This is a genomic window from Corynebacterium lowii, assembly GCF_001412085.1.
In the GTDB taxonomy this organism is placed as follows: domain Bacteria; phylum Actinomycetota; class Actinomycetes; order Mycobacteriales; family Mycobacteriaceae; genus Corynebacterium; species Corynebacterium lowii.
The window spans coordinates 1-16,827 of record NZ_LKEV01000004.1; the positions used below are offsets into that span (position 1 = coordinate 1).

A 16,827-nucleotide genomic window follows, 5' to 3' on the forward strand; every position below is an offset into this window, starting at 1 on the left:
GCGCGATTACGTGCGCGAACGCGGCATGGAGGACGTGGTGGTATTCCACGGCCAGGTTTCGGAGGACTACAAGCTCGCGCTGGTACACGGCTTGGGGGTTATACTGGACAGGTGAGTGTGACTGTGAGTGTGACTGTGAGTGTGACTGTGAGTGTGACTGTGAGTGTGACTGTGAGTGTGACTGTGAGTGTGACTGTGAGTGTGACTGTGAGTGTGACTGTGAGTGTGACTGTGAGTGTGACTGTGAGTGTGACTGTGAGTGTGACTGTGAGTGTGACTGTGAGTGTGACCTTTATGTTTCCCCCTATGTGTGGCGAAATCTTGCCCTGCATCACACAATCTCGAACGAAAAATTATCAGTGTAGAGTCATAAACTATGAGTCTGAGATGGAGTGCGGAGAAACTTCTCAGTGTGGTGGAGGAATTGCGGCGCTATGGGGACGATACGAGCTTGGTGGAGGTAAAGCGCGCCTCGGGTGGTCTGCCAGGTTTAGAGGAGACCACGTGTGCCTTTGCAAATATGCCAGAGGGCGGCACGATTGTTCTAGGGGTGGACGAGGCCCAGGACTTTGCATTGAACGGGGTGGATAATCCTGCTGAGATGATTCAGGGGCTTATTTCTCAAACCCGGGAATTGGTGGAGCCGTCCCCGCATATTGATGCCTACCCGGTGGATATAGAGGGGGCCGTGATGGTGGTGGCGCAGGTAAGTCCGTTGGCGCCTACTCAAAAACCGGCTCGGGTAAAAAGCGTGGCGTATCTGCGTCAGGGCGATGGTGATTACGCCATGAATCCCAATGATCTCCATATGTTGAGCGTGGAATCTCTGCACCGCGATGAAAGGCAGGAATACGACGCCGCTCCAGCCGTAGGTACTTCTGTCAAAGACCTCGATGAGGATTTGACGGCTCAATATATCCAGGCGGCACAAGGCTCTAGCCGCAGGTTGGCGCATATGGAGGAGGATCAACTTCTCCGCGTTACGCACGTAGTCAATGAATCGGCACAGCCCACGGTAGCGGGTTTGTATGCGTTGGGCGCTTATCCCCAGGGTACTTTTCCAGCGTTGGGGGTTACTGCTGCGGTGCGTATGCCTCGTGAAAGCGGGGAGCGCACGCGCAACCTCCGGCATTTCGACGGCCCCGTTCCTGCATTGCTGGAAGAGAATATGGAGTGGGTGGAGCAGAATCTCTCTGTTATCCAGGCCTATCGTAGTGATGGGCACATGGAGAATCGCCCTGAATTACCATTGAGCGCTATCCGCGAGGTGGTCTCCAATGCGCTTGTGCACCGTGATTTAGGTCCAGATACTCTCGGCGTGGGCAAGCGCGTGGAAATAAGAATCACGCCCAAGGCCTTCATCGTGGAAAGCCCGGGAGGGTTGCGGGGATTATCGCGGGAACAATTAGCTAGTAGCGATCTGGCTAAGGCGGCGGTGAACCAGCGACTCTATGAATTGGCCAAGCGCTTGCGCACTAGCGAGGGTTCTCCTGTGATTGAAGGGGAGGGCGGTGGTATGGGAGAAGTCTATGCTGCGATGGATAAGTACGGCCTGGAACCGCCACAACTCTTTGATAACGGCATGGTATTTCGTGTGCTTTTGCGTCGCGCTGGGGTGGAAAAGCAAGGGGTGCTGCAAAGCGACGTCGATAAGCAAGCGCCGCAGAAGATGACCCGCAACGGTCCCGCTATCGTGGAGGCGCTGCGGGTTCGGGCGCGGACTCTGGACGAGATTGTGCTGGTAACGGGACTTTCGGTGTCTCAGGCGCGGTATGCTCTGGGTGCCTTGATCCGCCAGAACATCGTGGAGATGGTGGGCACCCAGGGTGATCGCGGTACCCGCTACCGGCTCCTATGAGAACTACAACACCGCACCGACATTGAGCGCGGTGACTACCCCGCTGAGTAGCGTCATGCCCAGGCAGTTGAGCCAGAACTCGCTGCCCATAAAGCGGGCGCGGATATGGGAGATGATGGCAAAGACGAAGTAGGCGAGCACGCCGATGGAGACGGTGGCGGTAATGCTGGGATCGTTGCGCAGCGCTCCGGTGATGAGCCCGGCGGTGGCCAGGAGCTTCACGCCGATGAGTGCCCACCACCAGTCGCGGGGGAGGTTTACGCCGCTGAGACAGCGGGAGATGAAAGCGGGCGGCTTAATGGAAAGGAGGGCGTCGCCCAATAAGACGGCGGCGAGAATATAAGTACCAATCAGTGCGGCGGTAGTCACAATTTCTCCTTATGTGGGGTGACGGCACTGCTTTTTACTATATCCACCCGCGTTCCCGCGCGAGCATATAAGCCTCAAAGCGATTCTGGGCGCCGAGTTTGCGCATGGCAGAACTGAGATAATTGCGGGTGGTACCGGGAGCCAGGTGCACCATCGTGGCGATGTCCTCGGCACTACCGCCTTTTCCTGCGGCCTCTATTACCTCGGCCTCTCTGGGGGTGAGTGGGGATTGACCTGCGGAGATAGTATGCGCGGCGAGTTCGGGGTCGATGTAACGCCCGCCCGAGTGGAGGGTGCGCACGGCCTCGGCAAACTGGGCTGCCGTGGCCGTTTTAGGCAAAAAGCCCTGCATTCCTTTTTCTAAGGCGCTGCGCAATCCCTGGGGTCGGGCGTGCCTGGTGATGATGAGAATGGCGGTGTGAGGAGTGAGTTTTCGCAGAACGGTGGCGGTATCCAGTCCGTTCATGCCTTTCATATGCAGGTCAAGCACGCACACCTCCGGTAGGGGATTGCCCAGGGTGTGCTGTTTATTCCACCATTGGTGTATTTCCTCCCCCGAACCGGCAGTAAAAATCACTTCGATGTCCTCTTCCAAGCCCAGCAATGTGCCCAGAGAACTGGCAATGAGTAATTCATCATCGGCAATGGCAAGGCGAATCATGGGATGCGTGGCCTTTCTTCTGGGTTTTGCTCACCGGAGGGAGAATCAAAATGCAGCGTGAGGCAAAAATCCCCTCCCTTTCTTTTTATGCTCAACCGGGCATTGTGCTGGGCGTAGGCCCGCTGTTCCAGAGCTTTGAGCCCGCCGAGGCGGAGGGGCTTTGTGGCGGTAGGAGCGCCGTCGTTAAGTATGGAGATAGAAGCGCTGTCTAGGTTGAGGGTGGCCGTGATGGCAGCGGAATGTTTGAGGATATTCGTGGTGGCCTCGCGCACTAGCCAAGCAGAAAGTTCCTGGTAACGGTGCGGAATGGTCTCGGCGGAGCCGGTGACGTTAAAACGTATTCCGGCGGATTGGAGGAGGGAGGTGGCTCCCTCTATCTCGGTGTTGAGGTTGATATTCCGGTACCCCTTAATGACCTCGCGCATATCGGTGATGGTGGCTCGGGTAAGAGATTGTAATTCGGTGAGTTCGCCGTGTAATCGGGAGTCATTATGCTGGGCGAGGGCGCTGGCCAGTTCTGTTTTCATGTTGATGGCCGCGAGGTTTTGCCCCAAAGTATCGTGCATTTCCTGGGCAAAGCGTAGGCGTTCCTCGGTGAGGGTGAGGCTGCGTTGTAATTCCGCTGAGCGTTCGGCCTGCTTGATGATATTGACGGACCAGAGACTGAGGCGAGTGAGGGCCACGAGTGCAGCAGGGTATACAAGAATAAAGCCGAGGAAAAATCCCCTTCTGAAGTCAGATTCTCCGATGGTGGGATTGCTTTGGAAGGAAAGGAGAAATAGTCCAGCTAAGATTAGTGAAAGAAGCGCCGTGATTTTCCAGGTGTGGCGGATAAAGGGGAGATAGTCTAGAGCGAGGATGCTGGTACTAAAAATAACCAGCCCCAGAGGTTTATTGTGAAGATCGGGCAGGGCAATGCTCATCCCCCATAGCAGCAAGAGAAGAGTGAGTATGAAACCAACGCGAAATACTTTGTGGTGATCCTTGGTGGAATTGGGGTTGAGTTCCGGCACTCGTGCCAGGAACACGTTGGTACTCACGATGACGGCGCTGAGCAGGAGCAGGGAAAGAATCTGCTTCGCGCTGATTCCCGCGATAATTTCTTCGGTGAGGTTCGCCTCGCTGTAGAGGAAATGGGGGAATAGGGAGGTATCAGTGCTAGGGAAGAGAAGAAAGAAAATTGTGAGTACTTGGAGGGATACCCGTGTATACAGCGTGAATTTGGTGGGATTGGGCAAGGCTGCCCAGGAGCGGCGGGGGTGAGTGAGTGGCTTTAACCGCTCTGCGATGGGGCTGGGCATGGGGCTATGCTACCGATCGTTTTCCCACTTCATAAAGGTCATGCCCGCCCAGGAGCAGAGCGCCGTCCAGGCCACCAGCACCAGAATGGGTTGCAGATACTCGCCGCCCCCTGCCCAACTAAGGTTCACGAGGTCAGAGACGGCGGCATAGGGGGTGAACTCGGCAATTCTGGCGGCGGTATCCGGCAGGAGGTCGCGCAGACCCTTTTGGGAGAGAAGGATAATGAGCGTCAGGGGCATGGAAGTCATCTGGGCGGCCTCGGCATTGCGAGTAATGATGCTGGTGAGCAGCGCGAGTCCCCAGGAAAGTACTGTGCCGAAAGGGATAGCCACCAAAAGCAACAGGGGATTATCTGGTACAGGCACTCCCACAGCCAAGAGAATCCCGCCGCTGAGCGCCACGGTGCCAATGGTGGCGAGTACGGGACCAATACCAAGAGAAACCAGAATATCGGTGTCCGTGGATTCACCCGTGCGCAGTCTCTTGAGAACTTTCTCGTCCCGGCGCGTGGTGGACATGGAAAGCACGAGGTAATAAGCACAAAAGAGTAACGCGAAGAGGGTGGGCATCTCGAAGAGGAGAGCAGTATTGATGATCTCAACGTCTTTGCCGAGGAAGGCCATTACCAGCCCCATCAGCAGCGGCGTGCTCATCATGTAGAGCAGCGTTTTATTGCGCAGCATTTGGGTGGATTCTGCCCTGGTGAGGCTGATAATTCTGCTGGTATGAGTGGAGGTCATGGGGCGGGGAACGGTGATAGTCATGGTTTTCTCCTTCAACGGGGTGAGTGCATTAGACCTGGGTGGTGGAACCGGCGATGTTCATAAACACCGTCTCTAGGGAGGCCGGTTGGGCGCGGAAGTCGCGGAGTTCGATCTGTTGGCGCGCCGCCCAATCCAGGAGGGCGTAGGTATCTGCCTGCAAGTGCCTCGTGTGCACCGTGTAGCGGTGGCCGTCGTGGTGGCGGGTGCCGCTAAAAATGTTGGGCACGGGGTGCCCGGTGGTGAAGGTGAGGCTGGCGTTTTCCTGCCCCACCAGTTCGGACACGGTGCCCTCGCGGACAATGCGTGATTGGTGCATGATAGCCAGCCGGTCGCAGAGGAACTCCGCTTCTTCGAGGTAGTGGGTGGTAAGCACCATCGTCACTCCGCGTTCTTTGAGGGAGCGCAGCAGTTCCCAGGTGTGGCGGCGATTTTCAGGGTCAAGCCCGGTGGTGGGTTCGTCGAGAAAAACGACGCTGGGGTTTCCTGCGAGGGCACAGCCGAGGTCAAGGCGGCGCTGCTCCCCACCAGAGAGTGCGCCTACCTTCACGTTCATGCGGTGGGTGAGTTCCACGGCCTCGGCTACCTCCTCAATGGGCAGCGGAGTGGAGAGGGTACCGGCCCACATACGCAGGGTTTCTTCCACGGTGAGTTGGCTGGGTAGGCCCCCGGATTGGAGCATGATCCCTAGTTCGGGGCGGAGGCGTTCGCGTTCTCGGCACGGATCAAGTTCATAAATCCGCACACTCCCTTCATCCGGCTCGGCCAGCCCCTCCATTACCTCTAAGGAGGAGGTTTTGCCCGCGCCGTTGGTTCCGAGCAGCCCGAACACCTCCCCTCGCTCCACGTGGAAAGAGAGGTTATCCACGGCGGTATAGGTGCTTTTGTTCTTGGTGTCCTTGTAGCGACGGGTGAGTCCATTGACTTCGATGATTGGCATGGTCTCTATGCTGCGGCTCGCACAAAGCCACAAGTAGAAGAAAAAGTAATAAACCCGCATGACAAACGTCATGCGGGCCTGCGAAACTTATAGGGCAGAAAGAATTACTCCGCAGCCACGAAGTTCCACTCGGTGCCGTTCTCGTCGCGCAGGGTCAGCGTATCGCCCTGCACCTCCACGGTGTGCTCCCCGGCCAGCGCGGTGGTGAGCTCATAGCCATCGCCGCAGTAGCGCATGGTGGAGAAGAGATCGCCCACGGTGAGGGTGTCGCCCTCCAGGGTGGCGCTGCCGCCGAAGGCGTTGCAGCCGTCATTGCCGCCGATGTTGCCGTCGTTGAGAGTGAAGTAAGCGCTAGAGGAACCCTGGAAGTTCCAGGTGGTGCCCTCCACCGGCAGAGCGCCCTCCACGGGCAGCGATTCCTCGGCGGTAGCGGTGGCTACGCCGACGGTGACCAGGGCAGAGGCGGCGAGGGTGGCCGCAGTACGAAAACGAAGGCTCATGGGCCGGAATCATACCTTGCGCAGCACAATCATCAAGTTGCTCACGGCAAACTCCCGCAACCCCGGAACGCGGCTGAGCCACCAGGCCCAGTGCGGGTGATAACGGGGAATGAGCCCGATTACCTCGGCGTCGCCCCGCGCTGCCACGCGGCGAGCCCACCGCACCCCCTCCGCGCAGGAGACGTTAAAGAGCGAGGTGCCAAACACATTCTTGGGCGGGTGCCCGTGGCGGCGGGTGTAGCGGTCCCGCGCGAACTCCCCGCTCACGTAGTGTTGCCACAGTCCTGTCTCGTGCCCGCCAAAAGGCCCCAGCCACACGGTATAACTGAGCACCACCACGCCACCGGGGGCGGTGACCCGCAGCATTTCCTCCCCCATGCGCCAGGGCTCGGGCACGTGTTCGGCCACGTTGGAGGAATAGGTGAGGTCAAAGGCCCCGGTGGAAAAGGGTAGGTCCATGCCGGAGCCGCGCACGGAGGCCGCCACCTCAATGCCTGCGGCGGCCATCTCTCCCACGTCGGGTTCCACGGTGATATAGCGCGCCCCGCGTCGCTCAAACTCGGCGGCAAAGTAACCCGGCCCGCCGCCCACGTCGAGCACCCGGGCACCACGGAGCCCCGCAACAGCAGAACCCGCACCAAACCCTAAGACGTCGCACGCCACGGCGTCGAGAAGCTCCGCTGTATCGCGGGCCAGGTGCCCGTAGAAGCGCGCGGGGTCGGTCTGCTCAAAACGGAAGTCTCCGAGCAGGCTCACGGCGCGGCGCAGGGTGGCGTGGCGTCGGGTGCGGGGCAGGGGCATGAGAAGTGAGGGTAGCACCGTCTAGGCTAGAGCGAGTCTATGAAGATTCTTTTGCTGTGCTGGCGCGATACGGAGCACCCCCAGGGCGGGGGCTCCGAGCGCTACCTGGAACACATCGCCGCCTACCTCGCCGCGCGCGGGCACGAGGTGGTGTTTCGCACCGCGAGCTTTACCGACGCCCCGGCCCGCGAAACCCGCCAGGGCGTGCTCTTTTCCCGCGCCGGGGGCAAATACGGGGTGTATCCGCGTGCCTGGCTGGCGATGCTCGCGGGCCGCCTGGGCCTGGGGGCGCTGCGCGGGGTGGATGTGGTGGTGGATACCCAAAACGGCATACCGTTTTTTGCCCGCGCGGTGGCCGGAAAACCCACGGTGCTGCTCACCCATCACTGTCATCGGGAGCAGTGGCCGGTGGCGGGTCCGCTCATCGCGCGCCTGGGTTGGTTCCTGGAATCGAAGATGGCCCCGAGGGCGTATCGCGGCAGCCAGTACGTCACGGTTTCTCACCCCAGCAAGCAGGAACTGGTGGACCTGGGGGTGCGCGCCCAGGATATTCACCTCATCCGCAATGGCGTGGACCCCGTGCCCGCCCACCTGCCCACCCTGGAAGAGGATGGCCTGCACCACCTGGTCACGCTCTCCCGCCTGGTGCCACACAAGCAGATCGAACACGCGATGGACGCGGTGGCGGCCCTGCGCCGCCACGGGGTCGTGCTCGACGTACTGGGGAGCGGCTGGTGGAACGCGCGGCTGCGCGATTACGTGCGCGAACGCGGCATGGAGGACGTGGTGGTATTCCACGGCCAGGTTTCGGAGGACTACAAGCATGCCCAATTGGCCCGCGCCGCCGTGCACCTCATGCCCTCGCGCAAGGAGGGCTGGGGCCTGGCCGTGATGGAGGCCGCCCAGCACGGGGTGCCCACCGTGGGCTACCGCAGCGCCGGGGGCCTCAATGACTCCATCGAGCATGAGCACACCGGCCTGCTGGTGGATACCCCGGAGGAACTCACCGCCGCCACCCGCCGCCTGCTTATCGACGCCCCCCTGCGCCGCCGCCTGGGTACCGCCGCCGCGCAGCAGGCGACGGCCTTTTCCTGGCAGGAGGCTGGCGCCCGCTTCGAGCGCTTGCTGTTGGACGTGGCTTCCGAGCAGCCTTAGCACGCGGGCGCAGCAGGAGCACCGCCACCGGCACCACCAGCGCCCAGGCCCCCAACAACCACAGGCCACGGGAGGTATCGGGGGCCGGCGCCTGGGTAGCAGCCAGCACCTCTCCCGTGCCGCCATCGACCACCAGCCCCACCCCCAGGCGCTCCAATTCCGGCAGGTCACCAGCCCGCCATGCCCCCTGGGCTGCTACCCAGCGCGGATTCGGGGGGTCCACCTCCACCCCGTCCACGGTGAGGTTGCCCGGCTCCACGGCGCCCAGGGCCTTCCACCAGGGATTCACCAGGGGGCGGCCCTCCACCGGAATCAGGGACTCAGAATAGGAACCCACCACCAACACCTCGCGCCCGGCGGCCTCTTTCTGCACAGCCTCCATCGTGGTGGGGGGCACCGGCAGCGCCTCCGGGGGCAGGGGACGCAGGGCGCTTAAGCTCAAGGGGGCGTCGATAAGCTGCACGGCAGCGAGTGCCAGGGCTCCGGCGGCACGCCCAGGGCGCAGCGCCCCGGCCAGGGCAACGTAGGCGGGCACGGCGAGGAGCGTGAACTTGTGGGCGTCGCGCAGCAGGCCCCCGCCGGGGAAGTTCCCCACGGCCATGCCGAGCACCGAGGGCAACGCCCAGGCCGCGCAGGCCAGGGCCAATCCCAGGCCGCCGAGCCAGAGCAGCGGGCGCGGGCAGGCCCGCCACGCCGTGCACAGCAGGGCGAAGAGCACTACCCCGGCCAGCGCCCAGCCCGCCTCCCGCGAGCCGGGCACGGCGGCGGCGTTCCAGATTCCGCCCAGCCCCAGCAGCGTGCCGGGGGTGCCCGCAAAGGCCTCGGTGCGCGGCGCGAAGGCCGCCACCGCGCGGGTAGAAGAGGTGGTATCCGCCCCCGCCAGCAGGCCGGGAACCCACCACGGGGCGCAGAGCACCAGGCCCACCAGCGCCGTGGCCCAACGCTGCCTCCGAGCCGTAAAAAATCCCATGAGCAGCGCAAAGAGACCGCCCGTGGGGCTCAGCGAGGCTCCCCACATCGCCACCCACTGTGCGCGCGGGCGTTCGCTCAGCCCCGCCCAGGCGATCAGCGGGAGCAGCCAGGCCGCCATCACCAGCGACCACTGCCCTTGAAGCAGCCGCTCAATCACCGCGGGGTTCGCCAGCCCTATCGTCAGCGCCGCAGCACTTCCCCACGGCCCCGCGCCCACGTGCCGCGCCAGGAGGAAACTGCCCCAGGCCCCGGCTATCGACGCCCCCACGACGAACCCCCGCATAGCCCAGGAGGCGGGGAGCACCTGGCCGATGAGGGCGAGCACGCCGTCCTGGGGGGCGCCGCGCGCCGGGAGATCACCCCAGCCCAGCGCGCCGGGGCTCAGCGCCGGATGATCGAGCACCATCATGTCCCGCAGCGCCGGAATCCCGGGGGCCAGCAGGGGGAGGGTGAGCAGACCGATGAGCAGGGTGGCCCAGGCGCTCAGCGCTATGGGAGCAAGGTAGCGCGCGCCGGTGGAACGGGCGGGCTTAGCGCTCACGGCGGCGTCGCACCAGCATCACGATGGCGGCGAGGATCACCACAAAGCGCAGGGCCTTAGACACCCAGGCCAACACCGCCATGCGCTGTTGGGTGTCCACCACATGATTGGCGGCCTCGGTGCGGGCCGTCACGGTGGCCTCATCCCAGGTGGTATCGGCCCGGTAGAGTACCCGGCCCTCCGGTTCCTCGGTGGCGGCCTGCTGGGCTTCCTCCTCGCTGCGGGCGAGCACCACCACGCGGTGTTCGCGCTTATCGACGATCTCCCCAGAGGCCGGTTCCACCGTCAGCGTGCGGTTCACGGCGTAATAGGGGGTGAGCGTCACGGTTTCCTGCGCCAGCAACCCCAGGGTGGCGATCTCCTCGGCGGAATAAAAAGCACTGGCCAGGCCGCTCAGCGGCGCGGCATGGAGCAGCGTGGGGGCTGTGGGGTCGAGGGGCACGGGGGCGACGTCGTGGTGAAAGAGGAAGTAATGCTGCGACTTATCCACGTAATCAATGGGGGTGGAACGCAGGCTCCACGGGTCAAAGTAGGGATAGGACTTCTGCTCCGTGGTGGAGGGAAAGCGGTACGTGAGCCCCTCGCGCAGAAACTTTCCCGTGCTGCCGCCCTGGAAAATCCCGGCCAGGCTGCCCTGCATGTCCAGGGAACTCTCCGGTTTGAGCACCGGGAAGGTCGAGGCGCGGGTGACCCGCGCGGAATCCTCCCACTGGGCCTGTCCCAGGGTGGTGTGCGCCTGGAGAATGGCCTCCTTGGAATCATCGGTGGGCAGCACCGTGACCTCGGTGTTCTCCGTGAGTTCCTGGGTGGTTTGGTAGCAGCGCAGCTCTGGGCAGTCGCTCGATGTGCGGTTTTGCCAGGCGGCGACGTCGGTGACGAGCGCGCGGCTGGGATTGGTGCGGAAGGCGGTGGTGGTATTGACGTCGAGCTTCTTCATCGAACCCAGCAGAGCGCGGGGGATCACATCGCCGGTGATGGTGAGCAATACGGCGGCCACGACCAGGGCGATCAACCACTTACGGGTACCAGTCACGGTGATCCTTCCACTAGGGTGGGAGCGGTGACAATGCCGCCGAATGCCAGGGCAGCCGTGGCCCGACGGGTATCGCACTCATCCTACGCAACCGGCTTCGTGGGTTCTTTGGAAGGGCTACGCGCCGTGGCGGCCTACGGGGTGGTGCTCACGCACGTGGCCTTCCAAACCGGCCTGGACCCCGCCACCCCGCTCGGTGCCATAGCGGCGCGCTTTGATTTCTTCGTCGCGGTCTTTTTTGCGCTCTCGGCCTTTTTGCTGTGGCGGCGCCACCGCAGCGATCGTCGCTTTGGCTCTTATTACCTGCACCGCTGCGCGCGTATCCTCCCCGCCTACTGGGTCTGCGTGATAGCGGTGCTCCTCTTTGCCCCCGTGGCTTTTGGTGCCTCGCCCTCCGTGGTGATAGCCCAGCTCACCCTCACCCAGATTTATCTTCCCCAGGGCCTTATCGGGGGGCTTACGCACTTGTGGTCGCTGTGCATTGAGGTGGCTTTTTACCTGATTCTTCCGCTGCTGGTGCTCACGGTGGGGAGGCTGCGCAGCGCGCGACGTCGCATTGCCGTGTGGGTGTTTCTGGCGGCGGCCAGCCTGGGCTGGGCCTGGATTCCCCTGGTGGCGGCCACCCCGGCTAATGGCTGGCCGAACATGCAGATCTGGCCGCCCGCCTACGCCAGTTGGTTCGCGGTGGGGCTGATAGCGGCGGAACTAGAACCCCGCTTTCACGCCACGACGGGAAGCCGCCTGCACGGGTGGCTGATAAAGGCCCTGCACCTGCGCCCCCTGTGGTGGGCCGTGGCTCTGTTCATCGCCTGGGTGGCGGGCCAGGAATGGTTTGGCCCCCTGGGCTTGGAGCACCCCAGCCCCGCGCAATTCACTGTGAGGACGCTCGCCGGGGCGGCCTTCGCGGCCGTGGTGGTGTGGCCCTATGCCCTGGCCCCGCGCTCCCGCGATCTCCTGGCTACGCCCGTGGCCCGCACCCTGGGGCGCTGGTCTTATTCCGTATTCCTCTGGCACGTGGCGGTGCTCTCTGTGGTGTTCCCGCTACTGGGTATTCCGCTTTTTAGCGGGCACACCCTGCTCGTGGGAGCGCTTACCCTCGGGCTGAGCACCGCTGTGGCGGCGGCGAGCTACGAGCTGATGGAAAGGCCTGCGCGCCGGGCTTTTCTTTCTGGTCTGCCGAGTTTTATCCGCCTGCCCCGTCGTACTCGTCACCCGTCTCACCCGGCGCGCGGGCAACATACCTACGAGCATCCCGGCGAGCGGCCCTACGAGCAGCCTCACGAGTAACCGGGGCGCAGGCCGCCCCCAAGGCCGCGATCACGCAGAGACCTAGGAATAGAGAATCACCCGCGTACCCCACGCTCGGCCAGGGGGCGCGCGCGAGCCAGGCGGCGGCGATGCCCAGGGCGGCGGCGATGAGCCAACCGGGCCGCCAGGTGCTCCACCGCAGCACCACCCAGGTGCCCAGCACGGTGAGCAGCCCCGGCGCGCCACAGATGAGCGCACTCACCCCCAAGCACGGCACCCAGACCAAGGCGCCCTGGGCATCGCGTCCAGGCAGGCCCGCGGGGCTCGGCGGCGTAGTGTTACTCAGACGGCCCCGCAGCGCCACCCAGGCGGCACAAAGTGCCGTGATGAGTCCCACAGCCAGGCCCAGGAAGAGCCCCCAGCGGTAGGGTTTCTCCCCGGCAAAACTCAAGGTCACCGTTCCGGATACCCCCGCCGGAATCTCAAAGGCCTGAATCCCGGCCTCCACCGTGCGCGGTTCTAACTCCACTCCGCCCACGCTGGCGCGCAGCCCAGGGTTGGCGGCGCGATTGGTCACCAGCAGCCGCTCGCCTGCGGCAGAGGAGGGGGTCACCTCCCCGTGTACGTCGCGCGAGGTAGGCAGCGGCCCAAGAGGAAGATCGACGTCGCTCAGCCGCACCCACATCGCGGAGGTACGCAGCCGGTGGGTGCCCGCGCGCAGGTCAATGACCTCGCCGGGGTGACACTCGGTGCCATCGAGGTACACCGGTTCCTCCCCCGGCCCCTCTACGCGTACCCGCATATCCCTGGGGGCGGTGAACTCGCGGATTAATACGCCGGTATCCACCAGCAGGCGCTGAAAAACAAATTGGCGCACCTGCGGGGAGGTATCCGGCAACGTCACCACCCGCTCCACGGGGATACCCGGCACCGAAACCTCAGTGATCCCCGTGGGGGAGTCCAGGGTGAGCCGCACGGCAGGCACCGGCTCCTCCCATTCCACGGTGAACGGCTCCCCGGCCTCGGTTTCTACCTCCCGGTCGTTTACTCGCAGGTGGGCGTCCTCGGTGGTGGTCAGCGTGATCTCGCCGGTCGGCTCCTCAAACTCGAACTCCAACCACTGCCCCTGGGCCGGGCCAGGGGCCGGGTGCCAGGCGGTATCGGGGTCACCGTCCACGGCGGCGGTGGGGGAGCCAGCGGGGTCGGCCCCGCCGAAGCTAGAGGCGTCGGAGGCCGAGGAGGAGGCGCGCACCGCCCCGCCGCGTTCCTCCACGCGGGTCAGCGGCCCGGCACTGGGGTAATCGGGCAGGCGATTGCGAATATCCGCCCCTTCCTCCGGGGCGGTCAGAGGGGCCGACTGCGCCCCGCGCAGCGTGCCGTAATTGCGGGCCACCAGCATGGGGGTATCGGTGACCACCTGGGCCTCGCCGTCCACCAGCTCATAGGCAGAGGCGGTGCCCAGGGCGTCGAGCAGCGGCAGGGATTCCCCGCCGCCCGCCACGGGCAGGGGGGCACCCTCCACCACGCGCATATCGGGGCGCTCGGGCAGCAGCACCACGTCGAGGTCACCAAAGCGGTGCCGCTCGCCCAGCAGGTCGCCGGTTTCCTCCGGCAGCGTGAACTCGCGCGCCACCGCGCCGGGGTCGAGGTCGCCGCGCACGAGCAGCGCGCCGATACCCATGCGGTGCAGCGCGGGCAGGGCGGCCACGGGGTCGTAGTGCAGCACGGCGAGCAGGCCGTCGAGGCCGCGGATGGCTTCGGGGTCAACGAGGGGAATGGCGTCGCGCACCGCCCAGGGCACCGTGAGCAGCGGTTGGGCGGGTTCGTCGCGCGTCCAGCCCCATTCCTGCCGGGCAAAGGAGGCCTCGGGCAGAATCAGGGTGCGGGTGCCGGAGGCATGGGCGTTGAGGAAGTCGGTGGCCTCGCGCCACTGCTGCGGCACCTGGGTGTAGGTGCCCTCGGGCAGGAGCCGGGCGCTCAGCGCGGGGGCGAGGCTGGCACCCGCCACCAGGGCCGCAACCACCACTAATGCTTTTCGACGCCCCCCGTCCCCCACGCGGGCTCTGCCGCCCAGCGCCGCCACGCCGACGATGAGCGGCAGGCGCACCAGGGGATCGAACTTGTGCAGGTTGCGCAAGGCGGCCCCGGCACCGTCGAGAAAGCCCCGATACTCTGCCGCCCAGGGGGCCATCCCCGTGCCCGCGCCCATGATGACGAAGCCGCACAGCAACATGCTCAGCCACAGGCCCCGGTGTGGGGCGCGGCGCAGCCCGATGAGCCCCATCGCCGCCACCGCGAGCGTGGCGAGAATAAAGATTGGCTCGGTGGCCAGCAGGTTCCCGGCCACGCGCTCGGAGCTGGCAAAGGGAGCCCAGCTGGTGGTGCCGCGCAGAATCTCGGCGGGGTTGAGCCAGCGGGTAGTAACGAAGGCGGATTCGATGAACTCCGTAAAAGGCGGGGAATAACGCCCCAGCACCAGCAGCGGAATGATCCACCAGGCGCTCACCAGGGCGCAGCCGGCAAGCCAGGCGGTCAGTACCCGGCCCGCGCGGGGATCGCGGCGCAGTAATCGCCACAGCAGAATGATTCCGGCCGGGGTGCAGGCCGCCAGCGTGGCGGTGGCGTTGACCGCTCCCATCGCCGCCACCGGGAGCACACCCGCGGCTACCGCGCGGCGATTCAGGGGGCTGAGGAAGGCTGCCGCCACCCAGGGGGCCAGCATCACCGGCCAGGTTTCCGAGGAAATGGTGGTGAGCGTGCTCAATACCCTGGGGCTGAGCGCAAAGAGCAGCGCGGCCCCCCATCGGCTCGCGGGGGTGCCCACCTGTAAGCGGCGCAGTAGCACCAGGGCGCCGGAGAACCCCACGCCCGCGACGATGAGCCACCAGGCGCGCTGAGCTATCCAATCCGGCAGCGGATGGGCGAGCGCAAAAAATAAGCCCTGGGGAAAGAGGTAGCCGTAGGCCTGGTTTTGCAGTTGGCCCAGGGTAAAGGTGTCCGTATAGGCGTGCAGAGCGCCGCGCAGGAAACCCCAGGGATTCGCGGTGAGATCGTGCTTGGTATCGGCGGCCACCTGCCCCCAGGGTTGCAGGAGAACCACGAAGCCAAGGAGAAGCCACCCCCAGGCGTGTCCCCAGCGAAACTTAGCTGCGCGAGCCATACTCCGGGCTGCCGAGCAGGGAATCCTCCGCGCTGGGGCTGCCGCCTGCGGGCACGGCGTTGTGCTGGCTCAGGGAAGAAATACCGAGGATGGTGATAACTCCGAGGGCGATACCTACGACCACGCTGGCCACGGCGGGGCCCAGGGTGCGCCGAGGGAGGGAATCGGATTCTCGTGCCATGGTGTACCACCCTAGCAGTAGGAGGGGTGTTGTTCTGTTGCTCACCGTAAGGATCTATGAGAGCGGGCATCGGTTAACGTGAGGGGACAAGTACAAGCCAAGGAGGAAAATGCGCTTTCATAAATCCAGTTCGGTGGCCCTGGTCCTCTCGGTGGGTCTGATGGCAGGCTGCACGAGCGGAGATCAGGAGGCTGCGTTGACCTCTGCCTATAACGAATCCGCCGTGACGGTGACGGAGGGCGCGCCCACGGAGGCGTCGATAAGCACCGACGAAGAACGCCGCGCGATGGCCGCCTCCCTCATGGTGGTGGGGGTGACGGACTACGACGACGCTCTGGCAAAGTTGAAGCAGGGCGTGGGCGGTATTTTCATCACCAGCTGGGCGGACCCGGCTATCCTCACCGAATCGGGGCGCAATATCGAGGCGCTGCGCAAGGAGGTGGGGCGCGATTTTAGCGTGTCCATTGATTATGAAGGTGGCCGTGTGCAGCGCCATACCGAGGTGTTGGGAAACTTCCCCTCCCCGCGTGAGATGGCGGAGAAACTGAGCCCGCAAGAAACCGAGGACCTTGCCAAGGAACTGGGTATGAGTCTGCATGACCACGGCATCACCATTGATTTTGCTCCGGTGCTGGACGTGGATAGCGCGGGGCTGGCGATCATCGGAAGCCGCTCCTTTGCCACGGAACCGCAGCGCGCCGCGCAGTACGCCGCCGCCTTTGCCCGCGGCCTGCATGCTGCCGGGGTGAAGCCGGTGTTCAAGCACTTCCCGGGCCACGGCGCGGCCAGCGGAGATTCCCACCAGGGCGCTGCGGTGACCCCGCCGTTGGAGGAGCTGGAAAAGCTCGACCTGAGCGCCTACGGCCCGGCCTTGAGGGAATCGCAGGGCGCCGGGGTGATGATGGGGCACCTGGTGATTCCGGGCCTGAGCACCGGAGATACCCCCTCTAGCATTGACCCGGCGGTCTACGCCCTGCTGCGCAGCGGCGCCTACCCCCAGGGGACTCCCTTTGGCGGCACCATCTACACCGATGATCTTTCCGGCATGAAGGCGATCACGGATCGCATGTCTACTGCCGACGCCGTGGTGGAAGCCATCGTGGCGGGCACGGACCGCGCCCTGTGGTCCTCCGGGGAGGCCATAGACGAGGCGATTGACAAGGTGGTGGCCGCCGTGGAGGATGGCCGCCTGCCGGAGGAACGCCTGCGGGCTTCGTCGGGGTGGACCCCGCACACCACTGTGCAATAACGGGGCGCCGGTGCTGCGTTCCCGCATGTGGGGGTGGCCGCCCCTAACAGGCAGGCGAGCGCCCACGTTGTGCCCCCGCGTGCGGGGGCGGGGGAG

14 protein-coding genes and 1 pseudogene are annotated in these 16,827 nt (G+C 64.4%); 4 read left to right on the forward strand and 11 right to left on the reverse strand.

Going from position 1 to position 16,827, the window contains the following annotated elements; translation table 11 throughout:
• Positions 1-376 precede the first annotated feature (376 nt).
• Complete coding sequence (locus Clow_RS06790) at positions 377-1,858, forward strand: RNA-binding domain-containing protein (RefSeq protein WP_069724590.1); 1,482 nt, start codon at positions 377-379, stop codon at positions 1,856-1,858.
• Between the two features lie 3 nt (positions 1,859-1,861).
• Here Clow_RS06790 and Clow_RS06795 read toward each other — a convergent pair whose 3' ends face one another.
• The 7 genes from Clow_RS06795 to Clow_RS06825 form a co-directional block, all read right to left on the reverse strand.
• Positions 1,862-2,227 carry a DoxX family protein gene (locus Clow_RS06795; protein WP_055178046.1) on the reverse strand — a complete coding sequence of 122 codons (366 nt, stop codon included), beginning with the start codon at positions 2,225-2,227 and terminating at the stop codon, positions 1,862-1,864.
• A 37-nt stretch (positions 2,228-2,264) separates the two neighbouring features.
• Positions 2,265-2,888 carry a response regulator transcription factor gene (locus tag Clow_RS06800; protein ID WP_055178047.1) on the reverse strand — a complete coding sequence of 208 codons (624 nt, stop codon included), beginning with the start codon at positions 2,886-2,888 and terminating at the stop codon, positions 2,265-2,267.
• A complete protein-coding gene (locus tag Clow_RS06805; RefSeq protein ID WP_055178048.1) occupies positions 2,885-4,189 on the reverse strand; it encodes a sensor histidine kinase in 1,305 nt (434 codons plus the stop codon). The genes Clow_RS06800 and Clow_RS06805 overlap by 4 nt, the downstream gene beginning before the upstream one ends.
• Positions 4,190-4,198: 9 nt before the next feature.
• Positions 4,199-4,954: an ABC transporter permease gene (locus Clow_RS06810; RefSeq protein WP_055178049.1), complete on the reverse strand. Its 756-nt coding sequence runs from the start codon at positions 4,952-4,954 to the stop codon at positions 4,199-4,201.
• Between the two features lie 28 nt (positions 4,955-4,982).
• A complete protein-coding gene (locus tag Clow_RS06815; protein WP_370871901.1) occupies positions 4,983-5,900 on the reverse strand; it encodes an ABC transporter ATP-binding protein in 918 nt (305 codons plus the stop codon).
• 95 nt (positions 5,901-5,995) lie between these two features.
• Positions 5,996-6,391 (reverse strand): META domain-containing protein, encoded by a 396-nt coding sequence (locus Clow_RS06820; protein ID WP_055178051.1) that lies wholly within the window; start codon positions 6,389-6,391, stop codon positions 5,996-5,998.
• 9 nt (positions 6,392-6,400) lie between these two features.
• A complete protein-coding gene (locus Clow_RS06825; RefSeq protein ID WP_055178209.1) occupies positions 6,401-7,192 on the reverse strand; it encodes a class I SAM-dependent methyltransferase in 792 nt (263 codons plus the stop codon).
• Between the two features lie 39 nt (positions 7,193-7,231).
• On the opposite strand from Clow_RS06825, the gene Clow_RS06830 reads away from it, so the two are divergent.
• Positions 7,232-8,347, forward strand: a complete 1,116-nt coding sequence (locus Clow_RS06830; RefSeq protein WP_055178052.1) for a glycosyltransferase family 4 protein — start codon at positions 7,232-7,234, stop codon at positions 8,345-8,347.
• Between the two features lie 109 nt (positions 8,348-8,456).
• Here Clow_RS06830 and Clow_RS12285 read toward each other — a convergent pair.
• Both Clow_RS12285 and Clow_RS06840 read right to left on the reverse strand, forming a co-directional pair.
• Positions 8,457-9,860, reverse strand: a pseudogene (locus Clow_RS12285) (MmpA family trehalose lipid delivery protein); the annotation flags it as partial.
• Positions 9,850-10,893, reverse strand: coding sequence for a porin PorA family protein (locus Clow_RS06840; RefSeq protein ID WP_055178053.1), 1,044 nt, complete (start codon positions 10,891-10,893; stop codon positions 9,850-9,852). The gene Clow_RS06840 and the pseudogene Clow_RS12285, both read right to left, overlap by 11 nt.
• A gap of 99 nt (positions 10,894-10,992) precedes the next feature.
• Here Clow_RS06840 and Clow_RS06845 point away from each other — a divergent pair, with 99 nt between their 5' ends.
• Entirely contained in the window at positions 10,993-12,180 is a 1,188-nt protein-coding gene (locus tag Clow_RS06845) for an acyltransferase family protein (protein ID WP_281175667.1), read from the forward strand.
• On the opposite strand, the gene Clow_RS06850 is transcribed toward Clow_RS06845, so the two are convergent.
• Both Clow_RS06850 and Clow_RS06855 read right to left on the reverse strand, forming a co-directional pair.
• A complete protein-coding gene (locus Clow_RS06850) occupies positions 12,077-15,241 on the reverse strand; it encodes an alpha-(1->3)-arabinofuranosyltransferase domain-containing protein (protein ID WP_245625724.1) in 3,165 nt (1,054 codons plus the stop codon). The two genes, Clow_RS06845 and Clow_RS06850, sit on opposite strands and share 104 nt — an antisense overlap.
• A gap of 43 nt (positions 15,242-15,284) precedes the next feature.
• Complete coding sequence (locus Clow_RS06855) at positions 15,285-15,482, reverse strand: DUF2613 domain-containing protein (RefSeq protein WP_055178055.1); 198 nt, start codon at positions 15,480-15,482, stop codon at positions 15,285-15,287.
• Positions 15,483-15,591: 109 nt separating this feature from the next.
• On the opposite strand from Clow_RS06855, the gene Clow_RS06860 reads away from it, so the two are divergent.
• Complete coding sequence (locus tag Clow_RS06860; RefSeq protein ID WP_055178056.1) at positions 15,592-16,731, forward strand: glycoside hydrolase family 3 N-terminal domain-containing protein; 1,140 nt, start codon at positions 15,592-15,594, stop codon at positions 16,729-16,731.
• The last annotated feature ends 96 nt before the right edge of the window (positions 16,732-16,827 follow it).